Annotated in this window: 20 protein-coding genes; 7 read left to right on the plus strand and 13 right to left on the minus strand. The window is 66.8% G+C overall.

Annotated elements, in window-relative coordinates; all coding sequences use genetic code 11:
* Positions 1 to 97: 97 nt before the first annotated feature.
* Positions 98 to 1,660 (plus strand): D-aminopeptidase, encoded by a 1,563-nt coding sequence (locus JF542_RS18435; protein ID WP_207076919.1) that lies wholly within the window; start codon positions 98 to 100, stop codon positions 1,658 to 1,660.
* A 76-nt stretch (positions 1,661 to 1,736) separates the two neighbouring features.
* Here JF542_RS18435 and betA read toward each other — a convergent pair whose 3' ends face one another.
* Genes betA through betI form a run of 4 tightly spaced genes read right to left on the minus strand, consistent with a single transcriptional unit; the run spans position 1,737 to position 6,957 of the window.
* Positions 1,737 to 3,395, minus strand: coding sequence for a choline dehydrogenase (betA, locus tag JF542_RS18440; protein WP_207076920.1), 1,659 nt, complete (start codon positions 3,393 to 3,395; stop codon positions 1,737 to 1,739).
* Positions 3,395 to 4,852 carry a betaine-aldehyde dehydrogenase gene (gene betB / locus JF542_RS18445; protein ID WP_207076921.1) on the minus strand — a complete coding sequence of 486 codons (1,458 nt, stop codon included), beginning with the start codon at positions 4,850 to 4,852 and terminating at the stop codon, positions 3,395 to 3,397. The genes betA and betB overlap by 1 nt, the downstream gene beginning before the upstream one ends.
* 21 nt (positions 4,853 to 4,873) lie before the next feature.
* Positions 4,874 to 6,385 (minus strand): choline-sulfatase, encoded by a 1,512-nt coding sequence (betC, locus tag JF542_RS18450; protein ID WP_207076922.1) that lies wholly within the window; start codon positions 6,383 to 6,385, stop codon positions 4,874 to 4,876.
* Positions 6,382 to 6,957, minus strand: coding sequence for a choline-binding transcriptional repressor BetI (betI, locus tag JF542_RS18455; protein ID WP_007798778.1), 576 nt, complete (start codon positions 6,955 to 6,957; stop codon positions 6,382 to 6,384). The genes betC and betI overlap by 4 nt, the downstream gene beginning before the upstream one ends.
* A 102-nt stretch (positions 6,958 to 7,059) precedes the next feature.
* Here betI and choX point away from each other — a divergent pair, with 102 nt between their 5' ends.
* From choX to choV, 3 genes are all read left to right on the plus strand, one after another.
* Entirely contained in the window at positions 7,060 to 7,980 is a 921-nt protein-coding gene (gene choX / locus JF542_RS18460; protein ID WP_007798775.1) for a choline ABC transporter substrate-binding protein, read from the plus strand.
* Positions 7,981 to 8,086: 106 nt separating this feature from the next.
* On the plus strand, positions 8,087 to 8,923 hold the full coding sequence (gene choW, locus JF542_RS18465; RefSeq protein WP_207076923.1) for a choline ABC transporter permease subunit: 837 nt from the start codon (positions 8,087 to 8,089) through the stop codon (positions 8,921 to 8,923).
* Positions 8,920 to 9,942, plus strand: coding sequence for a choline ABC transporter ATP-binding protein (gene choV / locus JF542_RS18470; protein WP_007798768.1), 1,023 nt, complete (start codon positions 8,920 to 8,922; stop codon positions 9,940 to 9,942). Before choW ends, choV begins: the two co-directional genes overlap by 4 nt.
* 101 nt (positions 9,943 to 10,043) lie before the next feature.
* Here the strand turns inward: choV and JF542_RS18475 are convergent, their stop codons facing one another.
* From JF542_RS18475 to JF542_RS18485, 3 genes are read right to left on the minus strand one after another with little or no spacing between them, the layout of a single operon-like run.
* Positions 10,044 to 10,517, minus strand: coding sequence for a CYTH domain-containing protein (locus JF542_RS18475; RefSeq protein WP_207076924.1), 474 nt, complete (start codon positions 10,515 to 10,517; stop codon positions 10,044 to 10,046).
* Entirely contained in the window at positions 10,514 to 11,257 is a 744-nt protein-coding gene (locus JF542_RS18480) for a ParA family protein (protein WP_007798763.1), read from the minus strand. Before JF542_RS18480 ends, JF542_RS18475 begins: the two co-directional genes overlap by 4 nt.
* Positions 11,254 to 12,774: a CHAD domain-containing protein gene (locus tag JF542_RS18485; RefSeq protein ID WP_207076925.1), complete on the minus strand. Its 1,521-nt coding sequence runs from the start codon at positions 12,772 to 12,774 to the stop codon at positions 11,254 to 11,256. The genes JF542_RS18480 and JF542_RS18485 overlap by 4 nt, the downstream gene beginning before the upstream one ends.
* 613 nt (positions 12,775 to 13,387) lie before the next feature.
* On the opposite strand from JF542_RS18485, the gene xsc reads away from it, so the two are divergent.
* Complete coding sequence (xsc, locus tag JF542_RS18490; protein ID WP_207076926.1) at positions 13,388 to 15,166, plus strand: sulfoacetaldehyde acetyltransferase; 1,779 nt, start codon at positions 13,388 to 13,390, stop codon at positions 15,164 to 15,166.
* Between the two features lie 4 nt (positions 15,167 to 15,170).
* A complete protein-coding gene (locus tag JF542_RS18495) occupies positions 15,171 to 16,202 on the plus strand; it encodes a YeiH family protein (protein WP_207076927.1) in 1,032 nt (343 codons plus the stop codon).
* Positions 16,203 to 16,281: 79 nt separating this feature from the next.
* Here the strand turns inward: JF542_RS18495 and minE are convergent, their stop codons facing one another.
* The 4 genes from minE to JF542_RS18515 all read right to left on the minus strand — a co-directional run bounded on the left by minE (position 16,282) and on the right by JF542_RS18515 (position 18,959).
* On the minus strand, positions 16,282 to 16,572 hold the full coding sequence (gene minE, locus JF542_RS18500; RefSeq protein WP_007798750.1) for a cell division topological specificity factor MinE: 291 nt from the start codon (positions 16,570 to 16,572) through the stop codon (positions 16,282 to 16,284).
* Complete coding sequence (gene minD, locus JF542_RS18505) at positions 16,569 to 17,417, minus strand: septum site-determining protein MinD (RefSeq protein ID WP_277988622.1); 849 nt, start codon at positions 17,415 to 17,417, stop codon at positions 16,569 to 16,571. Before minD ends, minE begins: the two co-directional genes overlap by 4 nt.
* Positions 17,414 to 18,211: a septum site-determining protein MinC gene (gene minC, locus JF542_RS18510; protein ID WP_418789396.1), complete on the minus strand. Its 798-nt coding sequence runs from the start codon at positions 18,209 to 18,211 to the stop codon at positions 17,414 to 17,416. The genes minD and minC overlap by 4 nt, the downstream gene beginning before the upstream one ends.
* A 139-nt stretch (positions 18,212 to 18,350) precedes the next feature.
* A complete protein-coding gene (locus JF542_RS18515) occupies positions 18,351 to 18,959 on the minus strand; it encodes a MarR family winged helix-turn-helix transcriptional regulator (protein ID WP_242533825.1) in 609 nt (202 codons plus the stop codon).
* A 152-nt stretch (positions 18,960 to 19,111) separates the two neighbouring features.
* On the opposite strand from JF542_RS18515, the gene JF542_RS18520 reads away from it, so the two are divergent.
* Positions 19,112 to 20,629: an MDR family MFS transporter gene (locus JF542_RS18520; RefSeq protein WP_207076928.1), complete on the plus strand. Its 1,518-nt coding sequence runs from the start codon at positions 19,112 to 19,114 to the stop codon at positions 20,627 to 20,629.
* A gap of 313 nt (positions 20,630 to 20,942) precedes the next feature.
* Here JF542_RS18520 and JF542_RS18525 read toward each other — a convergent pair whose 3' ends face one another.
* Together JF542_RS18525 and JF542_RS18530 are read right to left on the minus strand one after the other, a co-directional pair.
* Positions 20,943 to 23,261, minus strand: coding sequence for a Tex family protein (locus JF542_RS18525; protein WP_207076929.1), 2,319 nt, complete (start codon positions 23,259 to 23,261; stop codon positions 20,943 to 20,945).
* A 163-nt stretch (positions 23,262 to 23,424) separates the two neighbouring features.
* Positions 23,425 to 25,305: an amidohydrolase gene (locus JF542_RS18530; RefSeq protein ID WP_207076930.1), complete on the minus strand. Its 1,881-nt coding sequence runs from the start codon at positions 25,303 to 25,305 to the stop codon at positions 23,425 to 23,427.
* Positions 25,306 to 25,339 lie beyond the last annotated feature (34 nt).

Genomic DNA, 25,339 nt, shown 5'->3' on the forward strand with positions numbered 1-25,339 from the left:
GCTTCCACGTCATCATCCGCTTCGCTACGCCTTGGCGCATCTCCCACAAAACGGCCCGTTTCCACGGCCGAATGACCGATCCCAAGGACCTCTTGCCATGACAGCCATCGACCTTGCCGCGCTCGAAACCACGCTCGACGCCCTGCCCAAGGCCTTTCCCGGCCCCGGCGGCCTTGTTGGCGTGGTGAAGGACGGCAAGATCGTCGCCAGCCGCGCCTGGGGGTACGCCGATCTCGACGCAGGCGCTCCGCTCACCGTCGCGACCCGGATGCCGATCTGCTCGATCTCGAAGCAGTTCACCTGCGGCGTGCTGCTGGCGGCCCTCGGCGAACCCGAGCAGTACGACGCCCGCGTTGCCGAGTTCCTGCCGCGCTACGAAGGCCCGATGCCGACCCTGCGCCAGCTTTGCGACAACCAGTCCGGGCTTCGCGACTACTGGGCACTGACCGTGCTGCAAGGCGGGCTGGCCGAGCAGACCTTTGCCCGCGAGCACGCGCTGCCGCTGCTTGCCCGGATGAAGACCGGGCATTTCACTCCCGGAAGCGAGTATTCCTACTGCAACTGCAATTTCCGCATCATTTCCGAGATCATCGAGAGCGAGACCGGACAGGCCCTGCCCGATCTCTACCGCCGCCATATCTGGGAGCCTGCGGGGATGACGACGGCGGTGCTGACCTCGGACACGCGACAGCCGGAAGACGGCGTGATCGGATACGAGGGCAGCGACGCCACCGGTTTCTTCCCCGCCGACAATGGCATCTTCTGGATCGGCGATGCCGGCATCTCGTCGTCGCTCGATGACATGCTGGCCTATGAGGCGTGGATCGACGCCGAACGCGAGGACCCGCAGAGCCTCTACCGCCGGCTCTCCGAGCCGCCTCGCTTCGTCGACGGCACACCGGCGCAATATGGCTACGGGCTGTCACACGAAACCATCGGCGGCGTGGCCTTCACCGGCCATGCCGGCGCGCTGCGCGGGTTCCGGGCCCACCGGCTCAACGCGCGCTCGGAGCGGCTTTCGGTGGTGGTGCTGTTCAACCACGAGGCCGACGCCCACGGCGCGGCAGAGATGGTGGCACGCGCGGCGATGGGCACGCCTGCGTCCGAGCCGACCTTCATCGCCGAGGAGTGGGATGGGCTCTGGCTCGACGAGGCGCGCGGGCTGACCGCCACGCTCAAGACCGGGCGGCGTACGGTCGAGCTGGGCTACGCGGTCGGACCGCAGCCGACCGAGGCTGGCCAGGACGGCGCGCTTGCAGCCGCCGGTGTCAGGATCACCCGCGATGGCGCGGGGCTCGCGATGGCGCGCCCGGGCGAGAACACCATCCGGGCGCTCACGCCTCTGGTGCCGATCGACACCGCCGATGGCCGCGAGATCGCCGGGCGCTACCGCTCGGAAGAGCTCGAGGCGGAGATGCAGATCGAGGCGCGCGACGGTGGCGTCTATGCCCGGTTCGACGGGCTGCTCGGCACGGGCCGTTTCGAGCGCATGGCGCCGCTGGCGAGGGATGTCTGGCGGCTGGCGACACGCCGGGCGATGGACGCCCCTGCCCCCGGCGACTGGACACTGATCGTGACCCGCCGCGAGGATGGCTCGGTCAGTGGCGCGCGGCTCGGCTGCTGGCTGGCGCGCCAGATCCCCTACGAGAAGACCGCCTGAACGGCGCGCCGAAGAAAATTCTGCGAATTTTCTTTGCGCCAAGATTTTTCGTACGAAAAATCTTGGCGCCCTGCGCTCAGCGCTGCGCGTTTTCCCAGTTCGGGTTGATCCATGGCGCATCGTTCTTCGGCGGCAACGGCGTGCGGCCGAGAATGTGATCGCTGGCCTTCTCGCCCACCATGATCGACGGCGCGTTGAGGTTGCCGTTGGTGATGCGCGGAAAGATCGAGCTGTCGGCGAGCCGTAGCCGCTCGACACCGATCACCCGGGTCTCGGGATCGACCACCGCCATCGGGTCGTCGCGTCGCCCGATGCGGGCCGTGCCGCAGGGGTGATAGGCGCTTTCGACATGCTGGCGGATGAAATCGTTCAGCTCGTCATCGCTCTGAACCTCCGCGCCCGGCTGGATTTCGTGCTTGTAGTAGGGCTTGAACGCGTCCTGCGCAAAGATCTCGCGCGTTAGGCGGATGCATTTGCGGAAATCCGACCAGTCTTTCTCGTGCGCCATGTAGTTGAACAGAATGCGCGGCGCGTCCTTCGGGTCCGACGAGCGCAGGGTGACCTCGCCGCGCGAGGGGCTGCGCATCGGGCCGACATGGGCCTGAAAGCCGTGCCCCTCGGCGGCCACCTGGCCGTCGTAACGCACCGCGATGGGCAGGAAGTGGTACTGGATGTCGGGATAGTCGACGCCTGCCTCGGAGCGGATGAAGCCCGCACTCTCGAATTGGTTCGAGGCCCCCGGCCCGGTCTTGGAGAACAGCCAGCGCGCGCCGACATAGGCCTTGCCGAGCAGGTTCCAGTACTTGAACAGGCTCACCGGCTGGCTCGCCGCCGCCTGAATATAGAGCTCGAGATGGTCCTGCAGGTTCTGGCCCACGCCGGGGCGGTCTGCGACCAGTTCGATGCCGTGCTCGGCCAGATGCGCCGCCGGGCCGATGCCAGAGAGCATCAAGAGCTTGGGCGAGTTCAGCGACGACGCCGCGAGGATCACCTCGGCCTCGGCGCGGATGACCTCGATCTTGCCGCCACGCTCGACCTCGACGCCGACCGCCCGGCCCTCCTCGATCACCACGCGACGCGCGAAAGCGCGCACCAGATCGCAGTTCTCGCGCTTGAGCGCCGGGCGCAGATAGGCCTTGGCCGCCGAGAAGCGCTCGCCCTGCCAGACCGTCATGTCATATGGGCCGAAGCCCTCCTGCTGGTGGCCGTTGTAATCGGGGGTAACCGGGTAGCCCGCCTCGCGGCCGGCCTCGACGAAGGCCTGTGTCAGCGGGTTGTCGCGCCGCCCTCGGCTGACATGCAGCGGGCCATCGGTGCCGCGCCACGCCGGGTCGCCACCGTGGCCGCCATCGTGCCAGTTTTCCTGCCGCTGGTAATAGGGCAGCACATCGGCATAGCCCCAGCCATCTGCCCCCTGATCGCGCCAGTGATCGAAATCGCGCGCATGGCCCCGCACGTAGATCATGCCGTTGATCGAGGACGAGCCGCCGATCACCTTGCCGCGCGGCGTGGCGAGGCGGCGGCCGCCGAGATACGGTTCGGGCTCGGACTGGAAGCCCCAGTCGTAGCGCTTCATGTTCATCGGGTAGCTGAGCGCGCCGGGCATCTGGATCAGCGGGCCGGCATCGGTGCCGCCATGCTCGATCACCAGCACCCGCTTGCCCGCCTCGGCCAGCCTGTAGGCCATGGCGCAGCCGGCGCTGCCAGCGCCGACAATGACGTATTCGGCTTGCATCAGAACGGTGCCTCCACGTCGCCCATGCGGACATAGACGGATTTCATCTGGCTCCAGTGCTCGATCGCGGCCTTGGAGTTCTCACGGCCGACGCCTGACATCTTCACGCCGCCGAACGGCGCCTCGACCGGTGCGTCGTTGTAGGAGTTGATGAAGCAGCTGCCCGCCTTCAGCTGGCCGATCACCCGATGACCGCGGCTGAGATCGGAGGTGAAGACCCCGGCGGACAGACCGTACTCGGTGGCGTTGGCACGGGCGATGGCCTCTTCCTCGGTGTCGAAATCGAGCACGCTCATCACCGGGCCAAAGATCTCTTCCCGGGCGATGGTCATGTCGTCGGTGACATCGGCAAACACCGTGGGCTCAAGATACCATCCGTCGCGATCGATGCGTTTGCCACCGGCGACAAGGCGAGCGCCCTCGGCCACGCCCTTCTCGATGAAGCCCTGCACGATGGTCATCTGCTGCTCGGAGACCATCGGGCCGAAGCTCGTCGCCTCGTCGAGCGGATCGCCGATCACCGCGCCCTTCAGGCGCTCGCTCAAGCGGGCGAGGAAAGCCTCCTTGATGCCCTTCTGCACGAAGACGCGGGTGCCGTTCGAGCAGATCTGGCCGGAGGAATAGAAGTTGCCGAGGATCGCGCCACCCACGGCGTTGTCGATATCGGCGTCATCGAAGACCAGCATCGGGGACTTGCCGCCAAGCTCCATGGTGACGTGCTTCATGCCATCTGCGGCGGCGGCATAGACCTTGCGCCCGGTCGGCACCGAGCCGGTAAGCGAGACCTTGGCAACGCGGCTGTCGGTGACCAGCGAGGCGCCGACCTCGCCCATGCCCTGCACGACGTTGAACAGGCCCGCCGGCGCGCCGGCCTCGGTCAGGATCTCGGCCACCTTGAGGGCGCAGAGCGGGGTGGTTTCGGAGGGCTTGAACACCATCGCGTTGCCACAGGCCAGCGCCGGGGCGGCCTTCCAGCAGGCGATCTGCGTGGGGTAGTTCCACGCGCCGATGCCGACGCAGACGCCGAGCGGCTCGCGGATCGTGTAGACCCAGTCCTCGCCGAGCGGGATATGCTCACCGGTGAGGCTGGCGGCAAGGCCGCCGAAATACTCGAGCGCGTCCGAACCGGAGGTGGCGTCGGCCACCAGTGTTTCCTGCAGCGGCTTGCCGGTGTCGTAGGTTTCCAGAACCGACAGGTCGTGGTTGCGCTCGCGCATGATCGCCGCGGCGCGGGTCAGCACCCGGCCCCGCTCGCGCGGGGAGAGCTTGGCCCATTCGGCCTGCGCCTTCTCGGCGGCAACGAGCGCCTGCTCGACGATGGCGGGCGTTGCGGCGTGCAGCGTGGCGATGCGCTCGCCGGTGGCGGCGTAGATCACCGGGATCTCGGCGCCGGCGGTGTCCTCGACATAGGCGCCGCCGATATAGTGGCTCCCGGCGGGCTGAATTTCGTAAGTCATCGGTCTTTCCTTGTCGTCAGGTCATTCGCCGCGCGGGTAGCGGGCGTTTTCCTCGACCACGTTCAAATCCATGTGGTTGCGCATGAAGCGGTCGCTGGCCTTCTGCAGCGGCTGGTAGTCCCACGGGTAGTAGGCGCCGTTGCGCAGGCTCTCGTAGACCACCCAGCGCTTGGCCTGGCTCTTGCGGACCTCGGCATCGAAGCGCTCGAGATCCCAGCGCGCGTCGGCCATGGCGCGGAACCGGGCCAGCGTATCGGCATGGGCCGGATCCTCTGCGAGGTTGGTCAGTTCGTGCGGGTCGTTCGCGAGATCGAAAAGCTGCTCGGGATCGAGGCTGCAGCGGGTGTATTTCCAGTCGCCCTCGCGCAGCGCGACGAGCGGCGCATAGGACGCCTCGGCGGCGTACTCGATCGCCACCGGCCCGCGCGGCGCGCCCTTGGCGACAGGCACCAGCGTCTCGCCGGCGGTCCAGGGCATAACCTCGTCCATGCTGACGCCGGCGAGATCGCAGACCGTCGGACAGACGTCGATATTGCTGACCGGCATCTCGCAGAGACCGGGCTCGAGCCCCGGGGCCGAGATCATCATCGGCACGCGCGAGGAGCCTTCGAAGAAGCTCATCTTGAACCACAACCCGCGCTCACCCAGCATGTCGCCGTGATCGGAGACGAAGAGGATGATGGTGTCCTGATCCTGCCGGGTGCCTTCCAGCGCCTCCAGGATCTCGCCGATCTTGTCGTCGAGATAGGAGATGTTGGCGAAATAGGCCTGACGCGACCGGCGGATGTCTTCCTCGGTGATGTCGAAGCTGCGCCAGTCATTGGCGTCGAAGATGCGCTTCGAGTGCTTGTCCTGGTTCTCGTAGCCGAGATCACCCACCTCGGGCAGCAGGTGCTCGCAATCCTCGTAGAGATCCCAGTACTTGCGCCGCGCAACATAGGGGTCGTGCGGGTGGGTGAAGCTCACCGTCAGGCACCACGGGCGGTCATCCTTGCGGCGGCCGAGGTCATAGACCTTGCGGGTGGCGTGGTAGGCGACCTCGTCGTCATATTCCATCTGGTTCGAGATCTCGGCCACGCCCGAGCCGGTGACCGAGCCCATGTTGTGATACCACCAGTCGATGCGCTCGCCGGGCTTGCGGTAGTCGGGCGTCCAGCCGAAATCGGCCGGGTAGATGTCGGTGGTCAGGCGCTCCTCGAAGCCGTGCATCTGGTCGGGACCGACAAAATGCATCTTGCCCGACAGGCAGGTGTGATACCCTGCCCGGCGAAGATGGTGGGCGTAGGTCGGCAAATCGGAGGGGAACTCGGCCGCGTTGTCATAGACGCCGGTGACCGAGGGCAGCTCGCCCGACATGAAGCTCGCCCGCCCGGGCGCGCAGAGCGGCGAGGCGGTGTAGCAGTTGCGGAAGCGCACAGAGCGGGCCGCCAGCTTCTTGAGGTTCGGGGTGTGCAGCCAGTCGGCGGGACCGTCCGGGAAGAAGGTGCCGTTGAGCTGGTCCACCATCAGGATGAGGATGTTCGGTCGGGTCATGCGAGAGCCTTCAATTCGTTGTCCAGTGCGGCGAGCACGTGGGCCGAGGCGTTCTGCTCGGGCTCGTTGGAGGGGAAATGCGCGTAGCGCAGGTAGATCCCGTCGATCAGCGCCGCTATGCGTCGGGCGATCCCGGGCGCTGCGGCGTCGCCCGCGAGCGGCCGCAAGTCACGTGTCAGGTTCGAGTGCAACCGTCTGTGATAGACCACCAGAAGCCGCTGGGCCTCGGAGGAGCGATGGGCGAGAACGTAGAAATTCAGCCATGCCGCGATCACGTCGTGGCGGAAGTTCGACTCGCTGAAGCTGGCACGAATCACCGCCTCGAGCCGTTCACGGGGCGATTCGACCCCTGTCAGGGCGGCGCGCACATCCTCCCCGTAGGACGAGAGGATGTGCCGCATCGAGGCCAGAAACAGTCGATCCTTGTCGCCGAAATAGTGAAACGCCAGCGCCGGAGACACGCCTGCGCGCTTGGCGATCTGGCCAACGGTGACCGACAACGTACCGGTCGCACCGATCTCGTGAATCGTTGCCTCGATAAGTTGCGTTCGACGGTGTGCCTGCGCGGACATCGCGGGCCTTTCTCAGAAAAAGGGTTGCAATGCTCAGATAATCAGGCACTGTTTGACTGGTCAATCAATAAAACGCGCAACCAAAAGCACAGGGGAAACTACATGAAACTCCGCACAGCAATCTCGGCCATCGCACTCACTGCCGCGGGCGCGGGCGCGGCCTTTGCCGACTGCGACGCCGTCTCGATGTCCGACGTGGGCTGGACCGACATCACCACCACCACCGCTGCCGCCAAGCACGTGCTCGAGGGCCTCGGCTACGAAGTTGACGTGAAGGTCCTGTCGGTGCCGGTGACCTTCGCCTCGCTGGAAAGCGATGACGTGGACGTGTTCCTCGGCAACTGGATGCCGGCCCAGAGCGGCGCCATCCAGCCCTATCTCGACAGCGGCGAGATCGAGCAGATCAACGTCAACCTCGAGGGCACCAAGTACACGCTCGCGACCCCGACCTACGCCTATGAGGCCGGCCTGCAGAGCTATGCCGACATCGCCAAGTTCGCCGACGAGCTCGACGAGAAGATCTACGGCATCGAGCCGGGCAACGAGGGCAACGCCTATCTCGTGAGCCTGACCGAGGAAGACAAGTTCGGCCTTGGCGAGTTCGACGTGGTCGAAAGCTCCGAGCAGGGCATGCTGGCGCAGGTCGCCCGCTACTACAAGGACGAGGAGCCCGTCGTCTTCCTTGGCTGGGAACCGCACCCGATGAACGCCAACTTCGACCTGAAGTACCTGCCGGGCGGCGAGGACTTCTTCGGTGGCGAAGGCGTGGTGCACACCGTGACCCGCGCCGGGTTCTCGGAAGAGTGCCCGAACCTCGGCACGCTGTTCTCGAACATGGATTTCACCCTCGACATGGAAAACATGATCATGGGTCAGATCCTCGACGATGGCGCCGACCCGGCCGATGCCACCGAAGCGTGGCTGAAAGACAACGTCGACGTTCTCGACACCTGGCTCGACGGTGTGACCACCGTTGACGGTGGCGATGCGGTCGCCGCGGTGAAAGGCCATCTGGGGATGTAAGGCCTTTGCGTCGTCCGCGCGACCGCGCGCGGGCGACGCCCCTGCCCCGGCCCTCTGACGGGCCTCGCAAATTTCAAAAAATAAAACCCAAGGGGGACCCGGCGCCGTGCAGTGGCTGACCGATTACAAGATTCCCGTAGGCGACGCGGCCAGTGCCGTCTTCGAATGGGTTCGGGACAACGGAGAAGTTGTCCTTGATGCCCTCTCCACCTTCATGGAAGCGATGATCGACGCGATCCTCTGGATCCTGCAGGAGCCGCCCGAGCTCATCGTCATCCTGACCTTCGTCGCCGTCACCTACGCGCTGCAGCGCAACTGGAAGACCGCGCTGTTCGTGTTCGCGGGCTTCCTCTTCATCCTCAATCAGGATTACTGGGAGGAGACCACCGAAAGCCTGACGCTGGTGCTCTCGTCCTGCCTCGTCTGCATGGCCATCGGGGTGCCGATCGGCATCTACGCGGCGCACCGGCCCAAGGTCTATACCTACCTGCGCCCGATTCTCGACCTGATGCAGACCCTGCCCACCTTTGTCTACCTGATCCCGGCCATCGTGTTCTTTGGCATCGGCATGGTGCCGGGCCTGATCGCCACGGTGATCTTCGTGCTGCCCGCGCCGATCCGCCTGACCTATCTCGGCGTCTCCTCGACGCCCAAGGCGCTGCTCGAGGCGGCCACCGCCTTCGGTGCCACGCCGACCCAGACGCTCTACAAGGTCGAACTGCCCTACGCGGTGCCGCAGATCATGGCCGGTCTGAACCAGACCATCATGCTGTCGCTCTCCATGGTCGTCGTCGCGGCGCTGGTCGGTGCAGACGGACTCGGGGTGCCGGTCGTTCGCGCGCTCAACCAGGTGAACACGGCGCTCGGCTTTGAATCCGGCTTCGTCATCGTGGTGGTCGCCATCATGCTCGACCGCATCCTCAACGTCGGAGGCCGCAAATGAGCACCGCCGTCAATATCGACAACGTCTCGATCGTCTTCGGCGATCGCCCAAAGCGCGCCCTGCCCCTGATGGACGAGGGCAAGGACCGCGCCGAAATCCAGACCGCGACGGACCAGGTTCTGGGCGTGCACAACTGCAACCTCGAGGTCCAGCAGGGCGAGATCCACGTGCTCATGGGCCTTTCGGGCTCGGGCAAGTCGACGCTTTTGCGCGCGGTCAACGGGCTCAACCCGGTGGTGCGCGGCAAGGTCGAGGTCAATGACGGCGACCGGATGGTCGACGTCACCCATTGCGACGCCGCCACCTTGCGGCGGATCCGCATGCACAACGTCGCCATGGTCTTCCAGCAGTTCGGCCTGCTGCCGTGGCGCTCGGTGCGCGAGAATGTGGGCCTTGGCCTCGAGCTTTCGGGCATGAAGGGCAAGGAGGCGCGTGACCGCGTCGAGGAGCAGCTCGCGCTGGTCGGTCTGGCCGACTGGGCCGACAACAAGGTCAGCGAGCTCTCGGGCGGCATGCAGCAGCGCGTGGGCCTGGCCCGTGCCTTCGCCACGCAGGCGCCGATCCTGCTGATGGACGAGCCGTTCTCGGCCCTCGACCCGCTGATCCGCACCAAGCTGCAGGACGAGCTTCTCGAACTGCAGGAGCGGCTCAAGCGCACCATCCTGTTCGTCAGCCACGATCTCGACGAGGCCTTCAAGCTCGGCAACCACATCTCGATCATGGAGGGCGGCCGGATCGTCCAGAGCGGCGCGCCGCAGGACATCTTCACCGATCCGCGCAACGAGTACGTGGCAGAGTTCGTGCAGCATATGAACCCGCTCGGCGTTCTGCGGGCGCGGGACCTGATGACCCCGCTGACCACCAGCCCGAGCCGCACCATCGAGGCCGACAGCCTCGTGCGCGATGGCTTCGACACGCTTCTGGGCAGCGACGCACCGGTGGGCGTCACTGAAAACGGCCAACTCGTCGGCCAGCTGGGCAAGGACGATGTCCTGAGGGGCCTCAGCCCCACCGAGTGAGGCTGCGCAGAGCAAACCTGCCCGAGAACAAGAAAGCGCCGCGATGGGACCATCGCGGCGCTTGTCGTTTTCGACAGCCCATTCCGGGGGCCGCGGAGCACTCAGGCGACCCCGACCCCGCCGCTGGCCAGCACGTTGTTGGAATAAGACGGGTTGCCGGTCACATCCTCGCCGAACCACGCCGGCGGCACGAAGGCCTCGGCCTCTTCGACGCTCTGGAACTCCACCTCGACCAGACGCAGGTCGCGGTCGTCGAACAGGTCGAGCTCGAAGGTGCGCCCGTCCTCGAGCAGACCGGTCCACCGGGTCTTGGCGATGCAGCGGTCACCTGTGGCGGGCCAGAGCCGGTCGAACGTGGCGGCGTCGATCTCGCTCTCGCGCTCGGAGCGCATCATCTTGCCCTTGCCCTTCACCGTGATGAAGAACTTCTTGCCCTTCTGGCGCAGTCGCACCTGCACCGAGTCCGACGGCTCCGTGACATAGCCCTGCCGGATCTTCTTGCTGTCGACGCCGTCCAGCGATGGCAGCTCCGCCACCAGAAACTTGCGTTCGATTTCAACGGGGTTGTCGGTCATAGACGCTCCAGCAGTTCCTTGCACAGCAGGTCATATCCCTTCACTGCCGCGTTGTTCCGGGCAAAGGTGCCCACCGGCGCGCGATGCACGCCCATTTTCTCGACCTCGGAGCTGAACGGCACCGCGACGTCGAGCAGCCGCTTGCCGTATTCCTTGCGCATGGCCGCGACGGTCTCGGAATGCAGCTTCTTGGTGCCCTGCACCATAGAGAAGAAGCCGAGGATCTTCTTCTTCGGCAGCCCATTCTCGTCGAAGAAGGCGAGAAGCTGCTCGAAGGTCCGCTCGGACAGGGTCGTCGGGATCACCGGCACGAGGATCGCGTCGGCGCTCTTGAACACGTTCTCCGACAAGGTCGAGATATTCGGCGGGCAATCGAGCAGCACCACGTCGTAATCCTTGTCGACGCTTTTCAGCGCCTTCTTCAGCCGCGAGCGCGAGTTCTTCATGCGCGACAGGAAGACGTCGAAATCCCGAAAGCTCATGTTCGCGGGCAGGATATCGAGATTGTCGAAATCGCTACCCCGGATGGCGCTGGTGAAGCGCTTCACATCGGTGAAGAACCGCTCGTCGGTCAACTTCTTCGACGGCTTGACGCGAAAGTAGAAGCCCGAGGCCCCCTGCGGATCAAGATCGCAGAGCAGCACGCGCTGGCCGGCCTTGGCCAGCCCGTAGGCGATGTTCACCGCGCTGGCGGTCTTGCCGACGCCGCCCTTGTTGGAATAGCACGCGACGATCTTCATTTCTTCGCCTCTCCTTCGGGTTTGAAGAGCGTGCGGAACTGCGCCTGCGTCTCCTCGCTGTCGAACGCCGCGAAGGAGGCGGTGACGCGGGCGCGCTCTTCGAGCTGCTTGTTGTGGAGCACGGTGACCAGGCCACCAATGCCGGTGGCGATCTCGACCGTGTCCGGCTCAGAGCTGCCGGCGAGCGCATCGGCCTGCTCCTGGAGGGCGGCCTGCTGCACCGAGTAGTCGTTGAAGTTGCCAAGGTTGTCCTGAAGCTTCTTCAGCGCCTTGATCAGCTTGCGCACCTCGGCATCGCCGAACAGGGGCGCGAAGAACTCCATCAGGTAGCGCAGCTTCTTGCACTCGATGCGCAGCTCATGAACCTGCTCGTCCGGCGTCGCTTCGTCGATGCCTCGGGCGATCTTGCAGACCTTGCGGTAGCGCTTCCAGATCAGTGCCTTGGCGTAGTCGAGCGCGTGGCGGTTGGCCTCGGGCCCTTTCGACAGCGCCTTGGTCTTGTCGAACAGCTTCTCGAGCCTGGCCATTTCCTTCTCGTAGGCCTTGCTGTCGAGATAGGCGGTCAGCTTGGCGTGCTCGAGGTCGCGCTGTGCGGCGAACATGTCAAAGAGCTTGCCGATGCCGGGCCGGAAACCTTCGGGCACCAGCGCGAGATAGCGGTCACGCTCGATCAGGTAGACGTCGAGATCGCGCAGCCGGCCGGTGCGCGCCATGATGGCGCCGAACCGGGCCTTGAGATCGGCAGTCTGCTTCTCGTCGTAGACGCCCTTGAACAGCGAGATCACCGAGCGGACGCGGCGCAGGGCGACGCGGTATTCATGCAGGAACTCGCTGTCGAGATCGGCACCGATGCCGTCTTCCTGCCGCCGGGCGGCGACAAGCTGGGCGCGGATGATGTCATTGGCGGCCTTGAAGGCCTTTTCATCCGCCGACATCACGATGCGGGTCTTGCCGATCAGCGCCGGATCCTCGCCGCGCAGCGCGGCGCTGGCCTCGAGCATGGTGCCGACCTTGCCCTTGCCGGCCGCCGCGGACAGCGCCGCCTTGACCTTGCCGAGCGTCTTGTCATAGCCGCGCAACGGCGTCAGCGCCGAGACCGAGACCGCCCCCGCCTTGCCAGCGTCGAGCACCCAGAGCGTGCCGCGCAGGTGGGTCTTCTCGTTGTCGTCGAGCACCCGCAGCCCGTGCCGCGAGAGCGTGCCTTCGGCCACGGTCATCAACGTGCGCAGCGGCGAGACGATGCCGGACAGGCGCTTGGTCACCGGGCCGGCGGGCATCTGCGCGATGAAGTCGGGCTCGGCGCGCTCCTGCACCAGTGCCTCGGTCCCGCCCAGCAGGTGCAGCCCCGCATCCGTCAGTACCAGCAGCAGACCCGCCGCCGCGACCTGCGCGTCGAACGTGTCGAGCAACGCGAAGGCGGACGTGCCCTCGCCCTCGTCGAGCGCAAGGTGCAGCTTCCCGAGATCGGCGTCCTGAAGCAGGGTGCGCAGGTCGCCCCCGCTTGTGATTGTCAGCATGTCTGGCACGATCGCCTCTCGTTCTCGGGCTGTCCTGGCAACTGTGGGCCTCCTATCAAAATCAATCAAGACACCGGAAGCGCTACGAAAGGCCACGGCGGGCCGCGTCAATGTCATGGAACCATTCCGAGCCGCAACAGCTTTTCGTCAGCCGGACTGACAGCCAAGCACACCGGGTGGACCTGTACTGACGAGACCGCGCCCCGGCCCTTGCGGGTGCTCATACTGCGAGCGCGGGCCGGCTCTCGGACGCGGGCCAGTTCGGCGACAACCGCGCGCTTCAGGCGCCCCTTCGCCCATCCCTTTCAATCCATGGGATTTTTCCCGTTCGCACCACCGCGACCTGCCTTGCCCCGAATGTGCCCTCTCGCAAGTCAAGCCGAGCCTCCGGCGGTGTGCGGCCCCTGCGCAAGGCGCGTTGACGCGTCCAGAGCGACTGACTACCAAATGAGACGAGGAGTATCATTTTCCGCGCGTCCCGGCTTGTTGAGCACGAGATGCGGCGGGTCCAAGGTCCGGGATGGCTGACCTTTCCCGGATCTCGCGATCTGAGACACCGTACCAGACAGAGAGATGACGGTTCACCGTCCAACGCCCGGGGGGAGCGACGCGCATGAAGATGACAACCGAGGAAGCCTTCGTGAAGGTTCTGCAGCGGCACGGCATTCGCCATGCCTTCGGCATTATCGGCTCGGCCATGATGCCGATCTCGGACCTGTTTCCGAAGGCCGGCATCACCTTCTGGGACTGCGCGCACGAAGGCTCGGCGGGCATGATGGCCGACGGCTACACCCGCGCCACCGGCAAGATGTCGATGATGATCGCCCAGAACGGCCCCGGCATCACCAATTTCGTCACCGCGGTGAAGACCGCCTACTGGAACCACACGCCGCTCCTGCTGGTCACGCCGCAGGCCGCGAACAAGACAATTGGTCAGGGCGGCTTCCAGGAAGTCGAGCAGATGAAGCTCTTCGAGGACATGGTCGCCTACCAGGAAGAGGTCCGTGATCCGACGCGTGTGGCCGAGGTGCTGACCCGCGTGATCGCCAAGGCCCAGCGGCTCTCGGCGCCGGCCCAGCTCAACATTCCGCGCGACATGTGGACCCAGGTCGTCGATATCGAGCTGCCCGAGCCGATGGAGTTCGAGCTGTCCCCCGGCGGCGAGAGCTCGGTCAGCCGCGCCGCGGCGCTGCTCTCCGAGGCAAAGACCCCTGTGATCCTGAACGGCGCAGGCGTGGTGCTGAGCGACGGCGGCATTCGTGCCTCGATGGCGCTGGCCGAGCGCCTCGATGCGCCGGTCTGCGTCGGCTACCAGCACAACGACGCCTTCCCCGGCTCGCATCCGCTGTTTGCCGGCCCGCTGGGCTACAACGGGTCCAAGGCCGGCATGGAGCTGATCGCCGGGGCCGACGTGGTGCTCTGCCTCGGCACCCGCCTGAACCCGTTCTCCACCCTGCCCGGCTATGGCATCGATTACTGGCCGCAGGATGCCAAGATCATCCAGGTCGACATCAACCCAGACCGCATCGGCCTGACCAAGACGGTCAGCGTGGGCATCGTGGGCGATGCCACCAAGGTCGCCCGCGGCATCCTCGCGCAGCTGTCGGACAGCGCCGGCGACACAGGCCGCGAGGCCCGAAAAGCGCGGATCGCCGAGACGAAGTCGAAATGGGCGCAGCAGCTTTCGTCGATGGACCACGAGGACGACGACCCCGGCACGACGTGGAACCAGCGCGCCCGCGCCGACAAGCCCGACTGGATGAGCCCGCGCATGGCGTGGCGCGCGATCCAGTCCGCCCTGCCCACCGACGCGATCATCTCGTCGGACATCGGCAACAACTGCGCCATCGGCAACGCCTACCCGGCCTTCGAGGCGGGGCGGAAATACCTCGCTCCCGGCCTCTTCGGCCCCTGCGGCTATGGCTTGCCGGCCATCGTCGGCGCCAAGATCGGCTGCCCCGACGTGCCGGTGGTGGGCTTTGCCGGCGACGGCGCCTTTGGCATCGCGGTCAACGAACTCACCGCCATTGGCCGCGGCGAATGGCCGGCGATCACCCAGATCGTCTTTCGCAACTACCAGTGGGGCGCCGAGAAGCGGAACTCGACGCTATGGTTCGACGACAATTTCGTCGGCACCGAGCTCGACACGCAGGTGAGCTATGCCGGCATCGCCAAGGCCTGCGGCCTGAAGGGCGTGGTCGCGCGCACGATGGAGGAGCTCACCCAAGCGCTGAACACCGCCATCCGGGAGCAGATGGAGACCGGTACCACCACGCTGATCGAGGCGATGATCAACCAGGAACTGGGCGAGCCCTTCCGCCGCGACGCGATGAAAAAGCCGGTCGAGGTGGCCGGGATCGATGCTGCCGACATGATCGACCGGCCCGGCTGACCCCATGCGCGAGAGCTTTGGAGCCCTGACGTCCGGCCCGCGTCTGGCCGGCCGCCTCAAGGACCATTTTCCCGGGGTCATGGTTTCGATCCTCGTGGCGCTCGCGGCGCAATTCGTGGCCGAGCATTACGGTGCCCCGGCGATGCTGATGGCGCTTCTCTTCGGCATCGCGCTCAACTTCCTGGGCGACGAGGGCCCCACCGCCCCCGGCATCTCCTTCACCGCCCGCACCGTTCTGCGCTTCGGCGTGGCGGTGCTGGGCGCACGGATCAGCGTCGAGATGCTGCTGTCGCTCGGCTGGAGCATGATCGCGCTACTGGTGGCGGGGGTGGGTCTCACGATCCTCTTCGGCATCGGGCTGGCGCGGCTGATCGGTCAGCGCAGCCGCTTCGCCGTGCTGACCGCTGGCGCTGTGGCGATCTGCGGCGCCTCGGCGGCGATGGCGATCGCGGCGGTCCTGCCAAAAGACGAGCGCTCGGAACGAGACCTGCTGTTCACCGTGCTCGGCGTCACCGTGCTCTCGACCGCGGCGATGATCCTCTACCCGATCCTCACCCGCTCGCTGGGCTTTGACGATCTCACCGCCGGGGCCTTCATCGGCGGCACCGTGCATGACGTGGCGCAGGTGGTGGGCGCGGGCTTCTCGATCTCCGAGACCGCCGGCGAGACCTCGACGCTGGTCAAGCTCATCCGGGTCTCCTTCCTCGCCCCCGTGGTGGTGGTGATCGCGCTCTCGCAGCCGCGCGGCGCCGTGACCGGGGGCAAGCGCCCGCCGCTCATCCCGGGTTTCGTGCTTGGCTTTCTGGTGCTGGCGGCGCTGAACTCCTTCGAACTCATCCCCGCGGGCCTCGGCCAGGTGCTGGCGCGGATCTCGAGCTGGGCGCTGCTCGCGGCCATCGCCGCGGTGGGCATGAAGACCGACCTGCGCAACATCATCCAGGTCGGCGGCGGCGCCATCGCCCTGATCGTGGCCGAGACGCTGTTCCTTGCCGCCCTCGTGCTCGGGGGCATCAGCCTGATCGATCTGGCGCCCTGAGCAGGGCAGTCCGTTCGTGGGGCGCGAAAGAAAAACCGCCCGCGTCGGGCTGCGACGCGGGCGGTTCGAAGATCTGATCTCAGCGCTTCTTGGCGGGTTTGTCCGCCTTCTCCTCGGCCGAGGGGAGATCGATGTTGATCTCGAGGCTGGAGACGTCGTCGTCGCGCTCCATCCGGATATCGACCTCGTCATCGGCGACGTCGATATATTTCCGGATCACCGCGATCAGGTCGTTCTGCAGCTGCGGCAGGTAGTCGGGCGTGCCCGAGCCCTGCCCGCGTTCATGCGCCAGCAGAAGCTGCAAGCGATCCCGCGCGGTCTGGGCCGTCTTGGGACGGCGGCGGTTGAGAGAGAAACCGAACAGGCTCATGCCGACCGTCCGAACAGCCGCTGGAACAGGCCCGGCTTGCGCTCGCTCTCGATGCGCATCTCGATCTCCTCGCCAAGCAGGCGCGACACCGCGTCCTTGTAGGCGGTCTGGGCCGAGGACGGCTCGTCGAGGATCACCGGCGTGCCGACGTTCGACGCCCGCAGCACCGCCTGACTCTCGGGGATGATCCCCAGAAGCGGCACGGCGAGGATCTCGAGCACGTCGTCGACGGTCATCATCTCGCCGCGGTCGATGCGGCCCTGATCGTGACGGGTCAGCAGGACGCGCGCCTTGACCGGATCGCTGTCGCCCTTCTCGGCGCGCTGGGTCTTGCTGCTGAGAAGGCCAAGCACGCGGTCGCTGTCGCGCACCGAGGACACCTCGGGGTTGGTCACCACAACCGCCTCGTCGGCGAAATACATCGCCAGCTGGGCGCCGCGCTCGATGCCTGCCGGGCTGTCGCAGATGATGTAGTCGAACTCTTCCTTGAGCTCGTTCAGCACCGTCTCGACGCCTTCCTGCGTCAGCGCGTCCTTGTCGCGGGTCTGCGACGTCGGCAGGATGAACAGCGTATCAAGGCGCTTGTCCTTGATCAGCGCCTGCTTCAGCCGGGCATCGCCCTGGATCACGTTGATGAAGTCGAACACCACGCGGCGTTCGCATCCCATGATCATGTCGAGGTTCCGCAGGCCGACATCGAAGTCGATCACCACGGTCTTGTAGCCCTGCTGTGCCAGCCCTGCCGAGATCGCGGCGGCAGAGGTGGTCTTGCCAACCCCGCCCTTGCCCGAGGTGATCACGACGATCCGGCCCAGCGGCGCCTCGTCCTTGAGTTGCGTCGTCATCCGAGCGCCTCCACACATAGTCGTTCGTCTTTAAGGAAAATTTGCACGGCCTGGCCGCGCAGCTCGTCCTCGATGCTTTCGCTTGTCCTGTAGAGCCCCGCGACTGCCAGCAGCTCGGCGTGCAGTGCCCGGCAGAAAATCCGACCGGTCTCATCGCCATGACAGCCCGCCATCGCCCGGCCGCGCAGCGGTCCGTAGACATGGATGTTGCCCGCCGCGACCAGTTCGGCCCCGGACGACACCGGCCCGATCACCGTCAGATCGCCGCGCTCGGCCACCACGAGCTGGCCCGAGCGGACCGGCTTGGTGATGACCTTGTTGTCGGGCGGCAGCAGCCGGTCGACCTTGCTCTTGCGCGCGGGCTTGGCCTCGGGTGCGGGGCCGTCGCGACCGATCCGCACCGGGATCAGGCCGAGCCCGTCCGCCGCCTCAAGCTGGGGCGAGGTGGTGTTCTGCACCCCGAAAACCAGCATGTTGCGGGTGCGCAGCTTCGCGACCAGATCGGCCAGAGCGGCGCTGTCGGCAAACTCCGGCACCTTGGAAAAATCCAGCACCAGAGGCGCGTCGAGCAGCAGCTGCGGCGCCTTGGTGATCTGTGCGTCAATGGCCTCGAAGAAGGCGTCGTCGAACTGGTCGCTCTCGATCCGGAGGGCGATTGCGGTCATGAATCGACCGCGGACCTGGAACGGTTTGACCGCCACCGACGCGCGGGCGCCTCGGTCTCGGGTAACGTCTGCTGGCACCTGGATGCGTGCTCCTGCTCTCGTATGTCTGGGCGCGACTCGCACGCGCACTCGTTTTGGTCGACCCTTTAGATTCTCCGAGGGGCCGGTGCACGGAGAAAATATCACAATCGTGAGATTGCGCGGCTTCCCGCCCGGGACTCGGGGGCGGCTCGGTGGCAAGCCGCCGGCGGGCCGGAATTCTGACGCGTCAGCCCTCGTCGCCGACGATCCCGGCAAGGCTGCCGCGCAATTCGGCAATCTCGCTCTCGACCGGGCCACCAGGCTGTTCGGCGCGCTCCGACCATTCGCTGAACCGCGCCAGAAGCGGCAGGAAGGTCTGGATTTCCTCCATCGTCCAGTCCCGAAAGAAAGATCCCAAAACCAACAGCTTATAGGTCCGGACCGCCTCGACGATGCGGCCGCCCGCCTCGGTCAGCTCGAGCACCGCGCGGCGGGCGTCCTGCTGGCTGACGGCGCGCTGCACGAGTCCCCGGCGGATCAGGTCTGTGCTGATCCGGCTGGCGCGCGAGGGGTCGATGCTGAGCCGCAGCGCCACGGTGCCGACGGTGGTTTCGCAGGTCGCCTCCTCGTCGCCGAATTCGTTGGCCGGCGCGCGCACCGCCATCAGCACGTCGAGCTGCGCCAGATCGATGGGAAGATCGAGGTCGCGCAGGGCCTTGTGGCCGAAATCGCGCTTCATCACACGCCGCCGCCAGCGCTGCAGCACCGCGTCCACGTCGAGCGCCGCCTGCGACACGTCGCGTTCGATCCCCGCCCGCTCGAGGCCGTCCTTCAGTTTCTCGTCTCGTCGGCTCAAAGCTGCCTCGCGCAATTAGATGCTATTGACATATATATGCCGCCAGCACAGATATAAGACCCAGACCATTCTGACCCAAGGGGCATGTCGGCGCCAGTTTGCAGACCGTTGCGCCCGCCCCGGGCCCGCACAGTTTTCGTGGAGATACTCGAATGACCGCCATTGACCAAGGCGCGACCGACATGCCGCCCTCACCTGCCAGCGCCGAGCCGGTCCCGATCAAGCTCGTCCTGAGTGCGGTGGCGGCAACGCTGCTGTTTGCCTCGCTCGGCCAGACGATCGTGTCGACCGCCCTGCCGGTGATGGTCGCCGACCTCGGCGGCATGGACAAGATCACCTGGGTGATGACCGCCTACCTGCTGGCCTCGACCATCGGCGCACCGGTGGCGGGCAAGCTGGGCGATCTCTACGGCCGCAAGCCGGTGCTGCAATGGGGCATCGGCGTGTTCATCCTCGGCGCGGTGATCTGCGGCACGGCCACCAGCATGGGCATGGTGATCGCGGGCCGCATCATCCAGGGCGCAGGCGGCGGCGGGCTGATCGTCACCTGCATGGCGCTGGTGGGCGACCTGCTGCCGGCGCGCGAGCGCGGCAAGGCGCAGGCGGTGCTGGGCGCGGCCTTCGGCATCTCGACGGTCATCGGGCCGCTGCTCGGCGGCTTCCTCGTGCAGAACCTGAGCTGGCACTGGATCTTCTTCGTCAATTTCCCCGTGGGCGCGCTGGCCTTCATCGTGCTGGGCATCGCCCTGCCCCGGCGCAGCGACCGCTCGCGCAAGTCGGTGGACTATGCCGGCGGCGCGCTGCTGGCGACGCTGCTGGCATCGCTGGTGCTGATCTCGAACACCGGAGGCACCGTCTTCGCGTGGGCCAGCCCGCAGGTGCTCGCCCTCGGGATCATTGCGCTCAGCGCGCTGGCGCTGTTCATCCGCGTCGAGCGCCGCGCCGCCGAACCGATCCTGCCGATGAGCCTGTTTGCCAACAACACCTTCGTGGTGATGAACGCGGTCGGCATCCTCGTCGGCATGGCGATGTTCGGCACCATCACCTTCCTGCCGTTCTTCCTGCAGGTGGTGAAGGGCATCTCGCCGACCTCCTCGGGGCTGTTTCTGGTGCCGATGATGGGCGGGCTGCTGTCGGCCTCGATCCTGTCGGGCCGCTACATGGCGCGCACCGGGCGTTACAAGTTCCTGCCCGTCGCCTCTACCGCGCTGCTGTCGCTGTCGCTGCTGTCGATGACCACGCTGTCGGTCGAGAGCCCTCTCTGGGTGATTGCGCTGTCGATGGTGGGCATCGGGCTCGGCCTCGGGCCGGTCTTCGCCATCGGCGTGGCGGCGATCCAGAACGCGATCCCGGTGTCGATGCTGGGTGTCGGCACCGCCAGTGCCAACATGTTCCGCCTGATCGGCGGCGCGGTGGGCACCGCCGCCTTCGGCGCGCTGTTCAGCACCCAGCTGGCGCGCTCGCTCGAGGGCGAGGTGCCCGGCATGGGCGATGGCGGCGTGCGCAGCATCGGCGCAGACATGGTGCAGGCGCTGCCGCATGACGCTCAGGTGCTGGTGATGGAGAGCATCAGCCAGGCGCTTCACCCGGTGTTCTGGATCGCCGCCGGCGCGGCGCTGCTGGCCTGCCTCGCGTCGCTGATGCTGCGAGAGCTGCCGCTCTCGAGCTGAGCCAAGAGTTGCGAAAAGTTGCTCCCTGGCGCCCGTCAGCCTCGGCCCTCGTGGTCAGGCTGGCGGGCGTTTTTTTCTAAATCATCCGATCGGGGCCTCGCGCGGAATCAAGGCCGCAGGCCGCCGCGCATCGCCGGGCCGCCCCCCGGACCGGCGATTTGGTGACACCAGCGCCTAGCTGGGAGGTCCTTCGGATGTGGCGGTGATAAATCGCGGAATTCTACGATCTGTTCGCCGATCCGCGGCCCGACGCTGCGCAGCGGGCACCAGCGTCATAGCAATCTGCTACGTCGCCCCGGCGACCGCGCGTCCCTCACCGCTTCTTCATCGCATCCGCCAGAGCCGCCCCGAGGGCACCCTGACCGCCGCCCGTAGGCTTTCCGCGCGGCGCGCTGCTCGCACCACCGCCGCCACGCCGCCCCTTCGGAGCCCCCTGCCCGCCCGGCTTGCCGCCGCGCTCGGGCTTGCCGCCGCCATCCTTGCGCATCGACAGGCCGATGCGCTTGCGCGGCACGTCGACCTCGGTCACCCGCACGCGCACCACGTCGCCGGCCTTCACCACCTCGTGGGGATCCTTCACGAAGCGGTCAGCCAGCTGGCTCACATGCACCAGGCCGTCCTGATGGACGCCGATATCGACGAAGGCGCCGAAGGCCGCCACGTTGGTCACCGTGCCCTCGAGCGACATGCCGGGCTTGAGATCGGTGATCTGCTCGACGCCTTCGGTGAAGCTCGCGGTCTTGAAGCTCGGGCGCGGGTCGCGGCCGGGCTTTTCCAGCTCTGACAGGATGTCCTGCACCGTCGGCAGGCCGAAGCTCGCATCGACGAACTGCTCGGCCCGCACCCCGCGCAGCGCCTCCGGGTGGCCCATGATCTGGCGGATGTCGCGGCCGCAAGCCTTCACGATGCGGCGCGCCACGTCATAGGCCTCGGGGTGCACCGAGGAGGCATCGAGCGGCTCGTCGCCCTCGCGGATGCGCAGGAACCCAGCGCTCTGCTCGAAGGCCTTGGGGCCGACGCCCGTCACCTTCTTCAGCGCCTTGCGCGAGGCGAAGGCGCCGTTGGCATCCCGATGCGCCACGATGTTCTGCGCCAGCGACGGCCCGAGCCCCGCCACATGCGCCAGGAGCGGCGCCGAGGCGGTGTTGAGATCGACGCCGACCGCGTTCACCGCATCTTCGACCACCGCCTCCAACGCTTTCGCCAGCTGGCGCTGGTCGACATCGTGCTGGTACTGGCCCACGCCGATGCTCTCGGGGGTGATCTTCACCAGTTCTGCCAGCGGGTCCTGCAGGCGGCGCGCGATCGACACCGCGCCGCGCAGGCTGACGTCGAGATCGGGGAACTCCTTCGCCGCCAACTCTGAGGCGGAGTAGACCGACGCGCCGGCCTCGGAGACCACCACCTTGGTGGGCTTCGGCCCTTCGAGCAGCTTGAGCGTGTCGCCGACCAGCCGCTCGGTCTCGCGGCTGGCAGTGCCGTTGCCAATGGCGATGAGCGCGACGCCGTGGCGTTTCACCAGCCGGGCGATCTCGGACTGTGCGCCGCGGAGGTCGTTCTTGGGCTGGAACGGGTAGAGCGTCGCGGTCTCGAGCAGCTTGCCGGTGGCATCGACCACCGCCGCCTTGACCCCGGTGCGGATGCCGGGATCGAGCCCCAGCGTCGTCTTCGCGCCTGCGGGCGCGGCCAGCAGCAGATCCTTGAGATTGCGCGAAAACACCCGGATGGCCTCGTCATGGGCGCGACGGCGCAGATCGGTCATCAGGTCGACATACATGGTCAGGCTGAGCTTGACCCGCCATGTCCAGCCCGCCGCGTCGCGCAGCCATTGGTCGCCCGGCGCCTCGCCGGGGATGCCGATGGCCTGCGAAATGATGCCCAGCGCGCGGGTCGGGCCGGTCTCGGGCTCTGGCGCGATGTTCACCGTCAGGATCTCTTCCTTGGAGGCGCGCAGGATCGCCAGCGCCCGGTGGGCCGGAATGTCGGCCCATTTCTCCGAGTGGTCGAAATAGTCCGAGAACTTGGCCCCGGCCTGCTCCTTGCCCGGCTGCACCGTGGCGGAAATCACCGCCTCCTCCTTCATGAAGCTGCGCAGTCGGCCCAGCAGATCGGCATTCTCGCTCAGCTCCTCGGCGAGGATGTCGCGTGCGCCCTCGAGCGCCTTCTTGGCGCTCTCGACAGCTTCGCCGGCATAGCCCTCGGCGAGGCGCTGCGGATCGGCGGAGCGATCCTCGGTGATGGCGCGCAGCAGCGGTTCGAGCCCGTTCTCGCGGGCGATCATCGCCTTGGTACGGCGCTTGGGCTTGTAGGGAAGATAGATGTCCTCGAGCGTGGCCTTGGTCTCGGCCTGCGCGATGGAGCGGGCCAGCGCGTCGGTGAGCTTGCCCTGCCCCTTGATCGACTCGAGGATCGAGGCCCGGCGGGCCTCCATCTCGCGCAGATAGACCAGACGGTCGCCCAGCGTGCGCAGCTGGGTGTCGTCGAGCCCTCCGGTGACCTCCTTGCGGTAGCGCGCCACAAAGGGCACCGTGGCGCCCCCGTCAAGCAGCTCGACCGCGGCGCTGACCTGCTTGGGGCTGGCGGCGATCTCGGTGGCGATGGTGCGGGCGATGCGCTCGGCGGTCTGATCCAAGGGGGCCTCCTGTCACTCGGGAGGATCGTCATACCGCGCAGCCCGGCCAGCGCCAAGGGCATGCGCGGCGGCAGGCGGGTTTCTTGCCGAGCGCACGGCCCGTCCCGCAAGGACGCGGCGCGCAAGGCCTTGGCCCCACGCGGCGCGCCATGCCTGTCGCGCCCTACATCGGAGCGATGTAGGCACCGAACAGGCGGCGGCAGTCTTCCGGGGCGAGCAGGCAGGCCGGCGGCGCCTCGGCCCCGATCCCGCGGTTCATCGCGTGCAGCAGCAAATGCGCCCCGGCCGGATCGCCGAGGAACGGGCGGTCGAAGAGATCGGTCTTCTGGACGCCCTCCTCGGCCTCGAAAATCACCGCGTCTTCCTTGATCGTCACCTCGACGCTCAGCTCGGCGAGCGTTTCCGGGTCCACCGCCGTGGGATCGTCCGACAGGATCACGAAATCGGCCAGCTTGCCCGCCTCGATGGAGCCCTTTTCCTCCTCCTCGAAATGCTGCCACGCCGGCCAGATCGTCATCGCCTTCAGAGCGGTCATCACGTCGACCCGCTGGGCCGGCCCGAGAATGTCACCCGAGCGGGTGCGCCGGGTGACCGTGGCCGACAGGATCCGCATGCTGTTGGGGAAGGCCACCGGCGCATCATGATGCGTGCCGAACATCATGCCGCGCTGGCGCACCCAGCCGGTGGGCGAGATGTTGTCGGCGTTGACCGGGCCCACCGTGTGGTCGCGGTGCCAGTCGCCCCAGTAGAAGGTGTGCATCGGGAAGAGCGAGGGGAAGATCCCGAGCTCCTGCAGGCTGTCGACCTGATCCTCGCGCAGGAACTGCCCGTGGATGAGCACCGGACGGCTCTCGGGCGGGCCGTATTTCTCCTCGGCCGCCGCGATCGCGGCAATGAGCATGTCGGACGCGCCTTCGCCATTGGCATGGGTGATGATCTGGATGCCCTTGCCATAGCACCAGTCGACCATCTCGTTGACCTGCTCCTCGGTGATGGCCGAATAGCCCTTGTAGCCCGGCGGATAGTCGCCCACCGGGTCGTAATAGGGGCGGTCGCGCAGCGCGGTAAAGCCCTGCGGAGAGCCGTCGATGGTCAGCTTGCAGCCGGCCACGCGGACGTGGCCGTCATAGTCCTGCGAGACCTCCGCCTCGATGAAATCCTGCGCCGCCAGCACATCGGGATAGGCCGCCACGTCGATCGGCAGGCCTCCGGCGGCGTCCACCGCCCGGAGCGCCGCCACGTTGCCGGGGCTCGAGCGCCCCTCCTGCGCGGTGGTGTAGCCGAACCGGGCCCACATCTCGGCCCCGGCGCGGGCGAATTCATTGAAGCCATCCGGGCCAAGCTGGCTGAGCAGCGGCACAAGCGCGTTGAAGAAGCCGTATTCCTCGAGCACGCCGTTGGGGCGGCCATCCTCGCCGCGGCGGATCACCCCGCCCGGAGGGCTTTCGCTGTCATCGGTGATGCCCACGAACTCGAGCGCCTTCGAGTTGGCCACCCCGATATGCCCCGATTGGTGAATGATCAGGATCGGCACCTCGGTCGAGACCGCGTCGAGATCGTCGCGGGTCGGGTGGCGCAGCTCCGCGAGCTGCGCGTTGTCATAGCCGAAGCCGACGACGAGGTTGATCTTCTCGACGGCCTCGCGGTTCTCGTCCATCCAGGCGCGCAGCCCCTCCTGCAGGCTCGCGATGTCCGAGACATCCCCGTCGGGCGGCGCCAGCATGTTCGCCGAGAGCGCCTGGATGCCGCCCAGGACGACATGGCCGTGGCTGTCCACGAAGCCCGGCAGCATGGCCCGCCCGGCGAGGTCGAACATCTCGGTCCCCTCGCCCTTCAGCGCCTCCATGTCGGCCAGTGAGCCCACCGCGAGGATGTGCCCGTCCTGCACCGCCACCGCCTCGGCCCGCGGCATGGCGTCGTCGATGGTCAGGATCGGGCCGCCGGAATAGATCGTGTCGGCGACCTCCTGCGCGGTGAGCAAGCCGGGCGCGGTGGCCACGAGAACGGCGGCGAGCGAAGCGCCGAGCACGGAACGGGACATCATCTGGTCATCCTCCTATTTCGTGCCGCCGAGCCGG

Origin of the sequence: Salipiger bermudensis, assembly GCF_017309175.1 — a bacterium.
Classification (GTDB): domain Bacteria; phylum Pseudomonadota; class Alphaproteobacteria; order Rhodobacterales; family Rhodobacteraceae; genus Salipiger; species Salipiger bermudensis.

Bases quoted from the DNA above. Each gene is read 5' to 3' on its own strand.
- JF542_RS18435 (WP_207076919.1), top strand. From the start codon at position 98: ATGACAGCCATCGACCTTGCCGCGCTCGAAACCACGCTCGACGCCCTG.
- betA (WP_207076920.1), bottom strand. From the start codon at position 3,395: ATGCAAGCCGAATACGTCATTGTCGGCGCTGGCAGCGCCGGCTGCGCC.
- betB (WP_207076921.1), bottom strand. From the start codon at position 4,852: ATGACTTACGAAATTCAGCCCGCCGGGAGCCACTATATCGGCGGCGCC.
- betC (WP_207076922.1), bottom strand. From the start codon at position 6,385: ATGACCCGACCGAACATCCTCATCCTGATGGTGGACCAGCTCAACGGC.
- betI (WP_007798778.1), bottom strand. From the start codon at position 6,957: ATGTCCGCGCAGGCACACCGTCGAACGCAACTTATCGAGGCAACGATT.
- choX (WP_007798775.1), top strand. From the start codon at position 7,060: ATGAAACTCCGCACAGCAATCTCGGCCATCGCACTCACTGCCGCGGGC.
- choV (WP_007798768.1), top strand. From the start codon at position 8,920: ATGAGCACCGCCGTCAATATCGACAACGTCTCGATCGTCTTCGGCGAT.
- JF542_RS18475 (WP_207076924.1), bottom strand. From the start codon at position 10,517: ATGACCGACAACCCCGTTGAAATCGAACGCAAGTTTCTGGTGGCGGAG.
- JF542_RS18480 (WP_007798763.1), bottom strand. From the start codon at position 11,257: ATGAAGATCGTCGCGTGCTATTCCAACAAGGGCGGCGTCGGCAAGACC.
- JF542_RS18485 (WP_207076925.1), bottom strand. From the start codon at position 12,774: ATGCTGACAATCACAAGCGGGGGCGACCTGCGCACCCTGCTTCAGGAC.
- xsc (WP_207076926.1), top strand. From the start codon at position 13,388: ATGAAGATGACAACCGAGGAAGCCTTCGTGAAGGTTCTGCAGCGGCAC.
- JF542_RS18495 (WP_207076927.1), top strand. From the start codon at position 15,171: ATGCGCGAGAGCTTTGGAGCCCTGACGTCCGGCCCGCGTCTGGCCGGC.
- minE (WP_007798750.1), bottom strand. From the start codon at position 16,572: ATGAGCCTGTTCGGTTTCTCTCTCAACCGCCGCCGTCCCAAGACGGCC.
- minD (WP_277988622.1), bottom strand. From the start codon at position 17,417: ATGACGACGCAACTCAAGGACGAGGCGCCGCTGGGCCGGATCGTCGTG.
- JF542_RS18520 (WP_207076928.1), top strand. From the start codon at position 19,112: ATGACCGCCATTGACCAAGGCGCGACCGACATGCCGCCCTCACCTGCC.
- JF542_RS18530 (WP_207076930.1), bottom strand. From the start codon at position 25,305: ATGATGTCCCGTTCCGTGCTCGGCGCTTCGCTCGCCGCCGTTCTCGTG.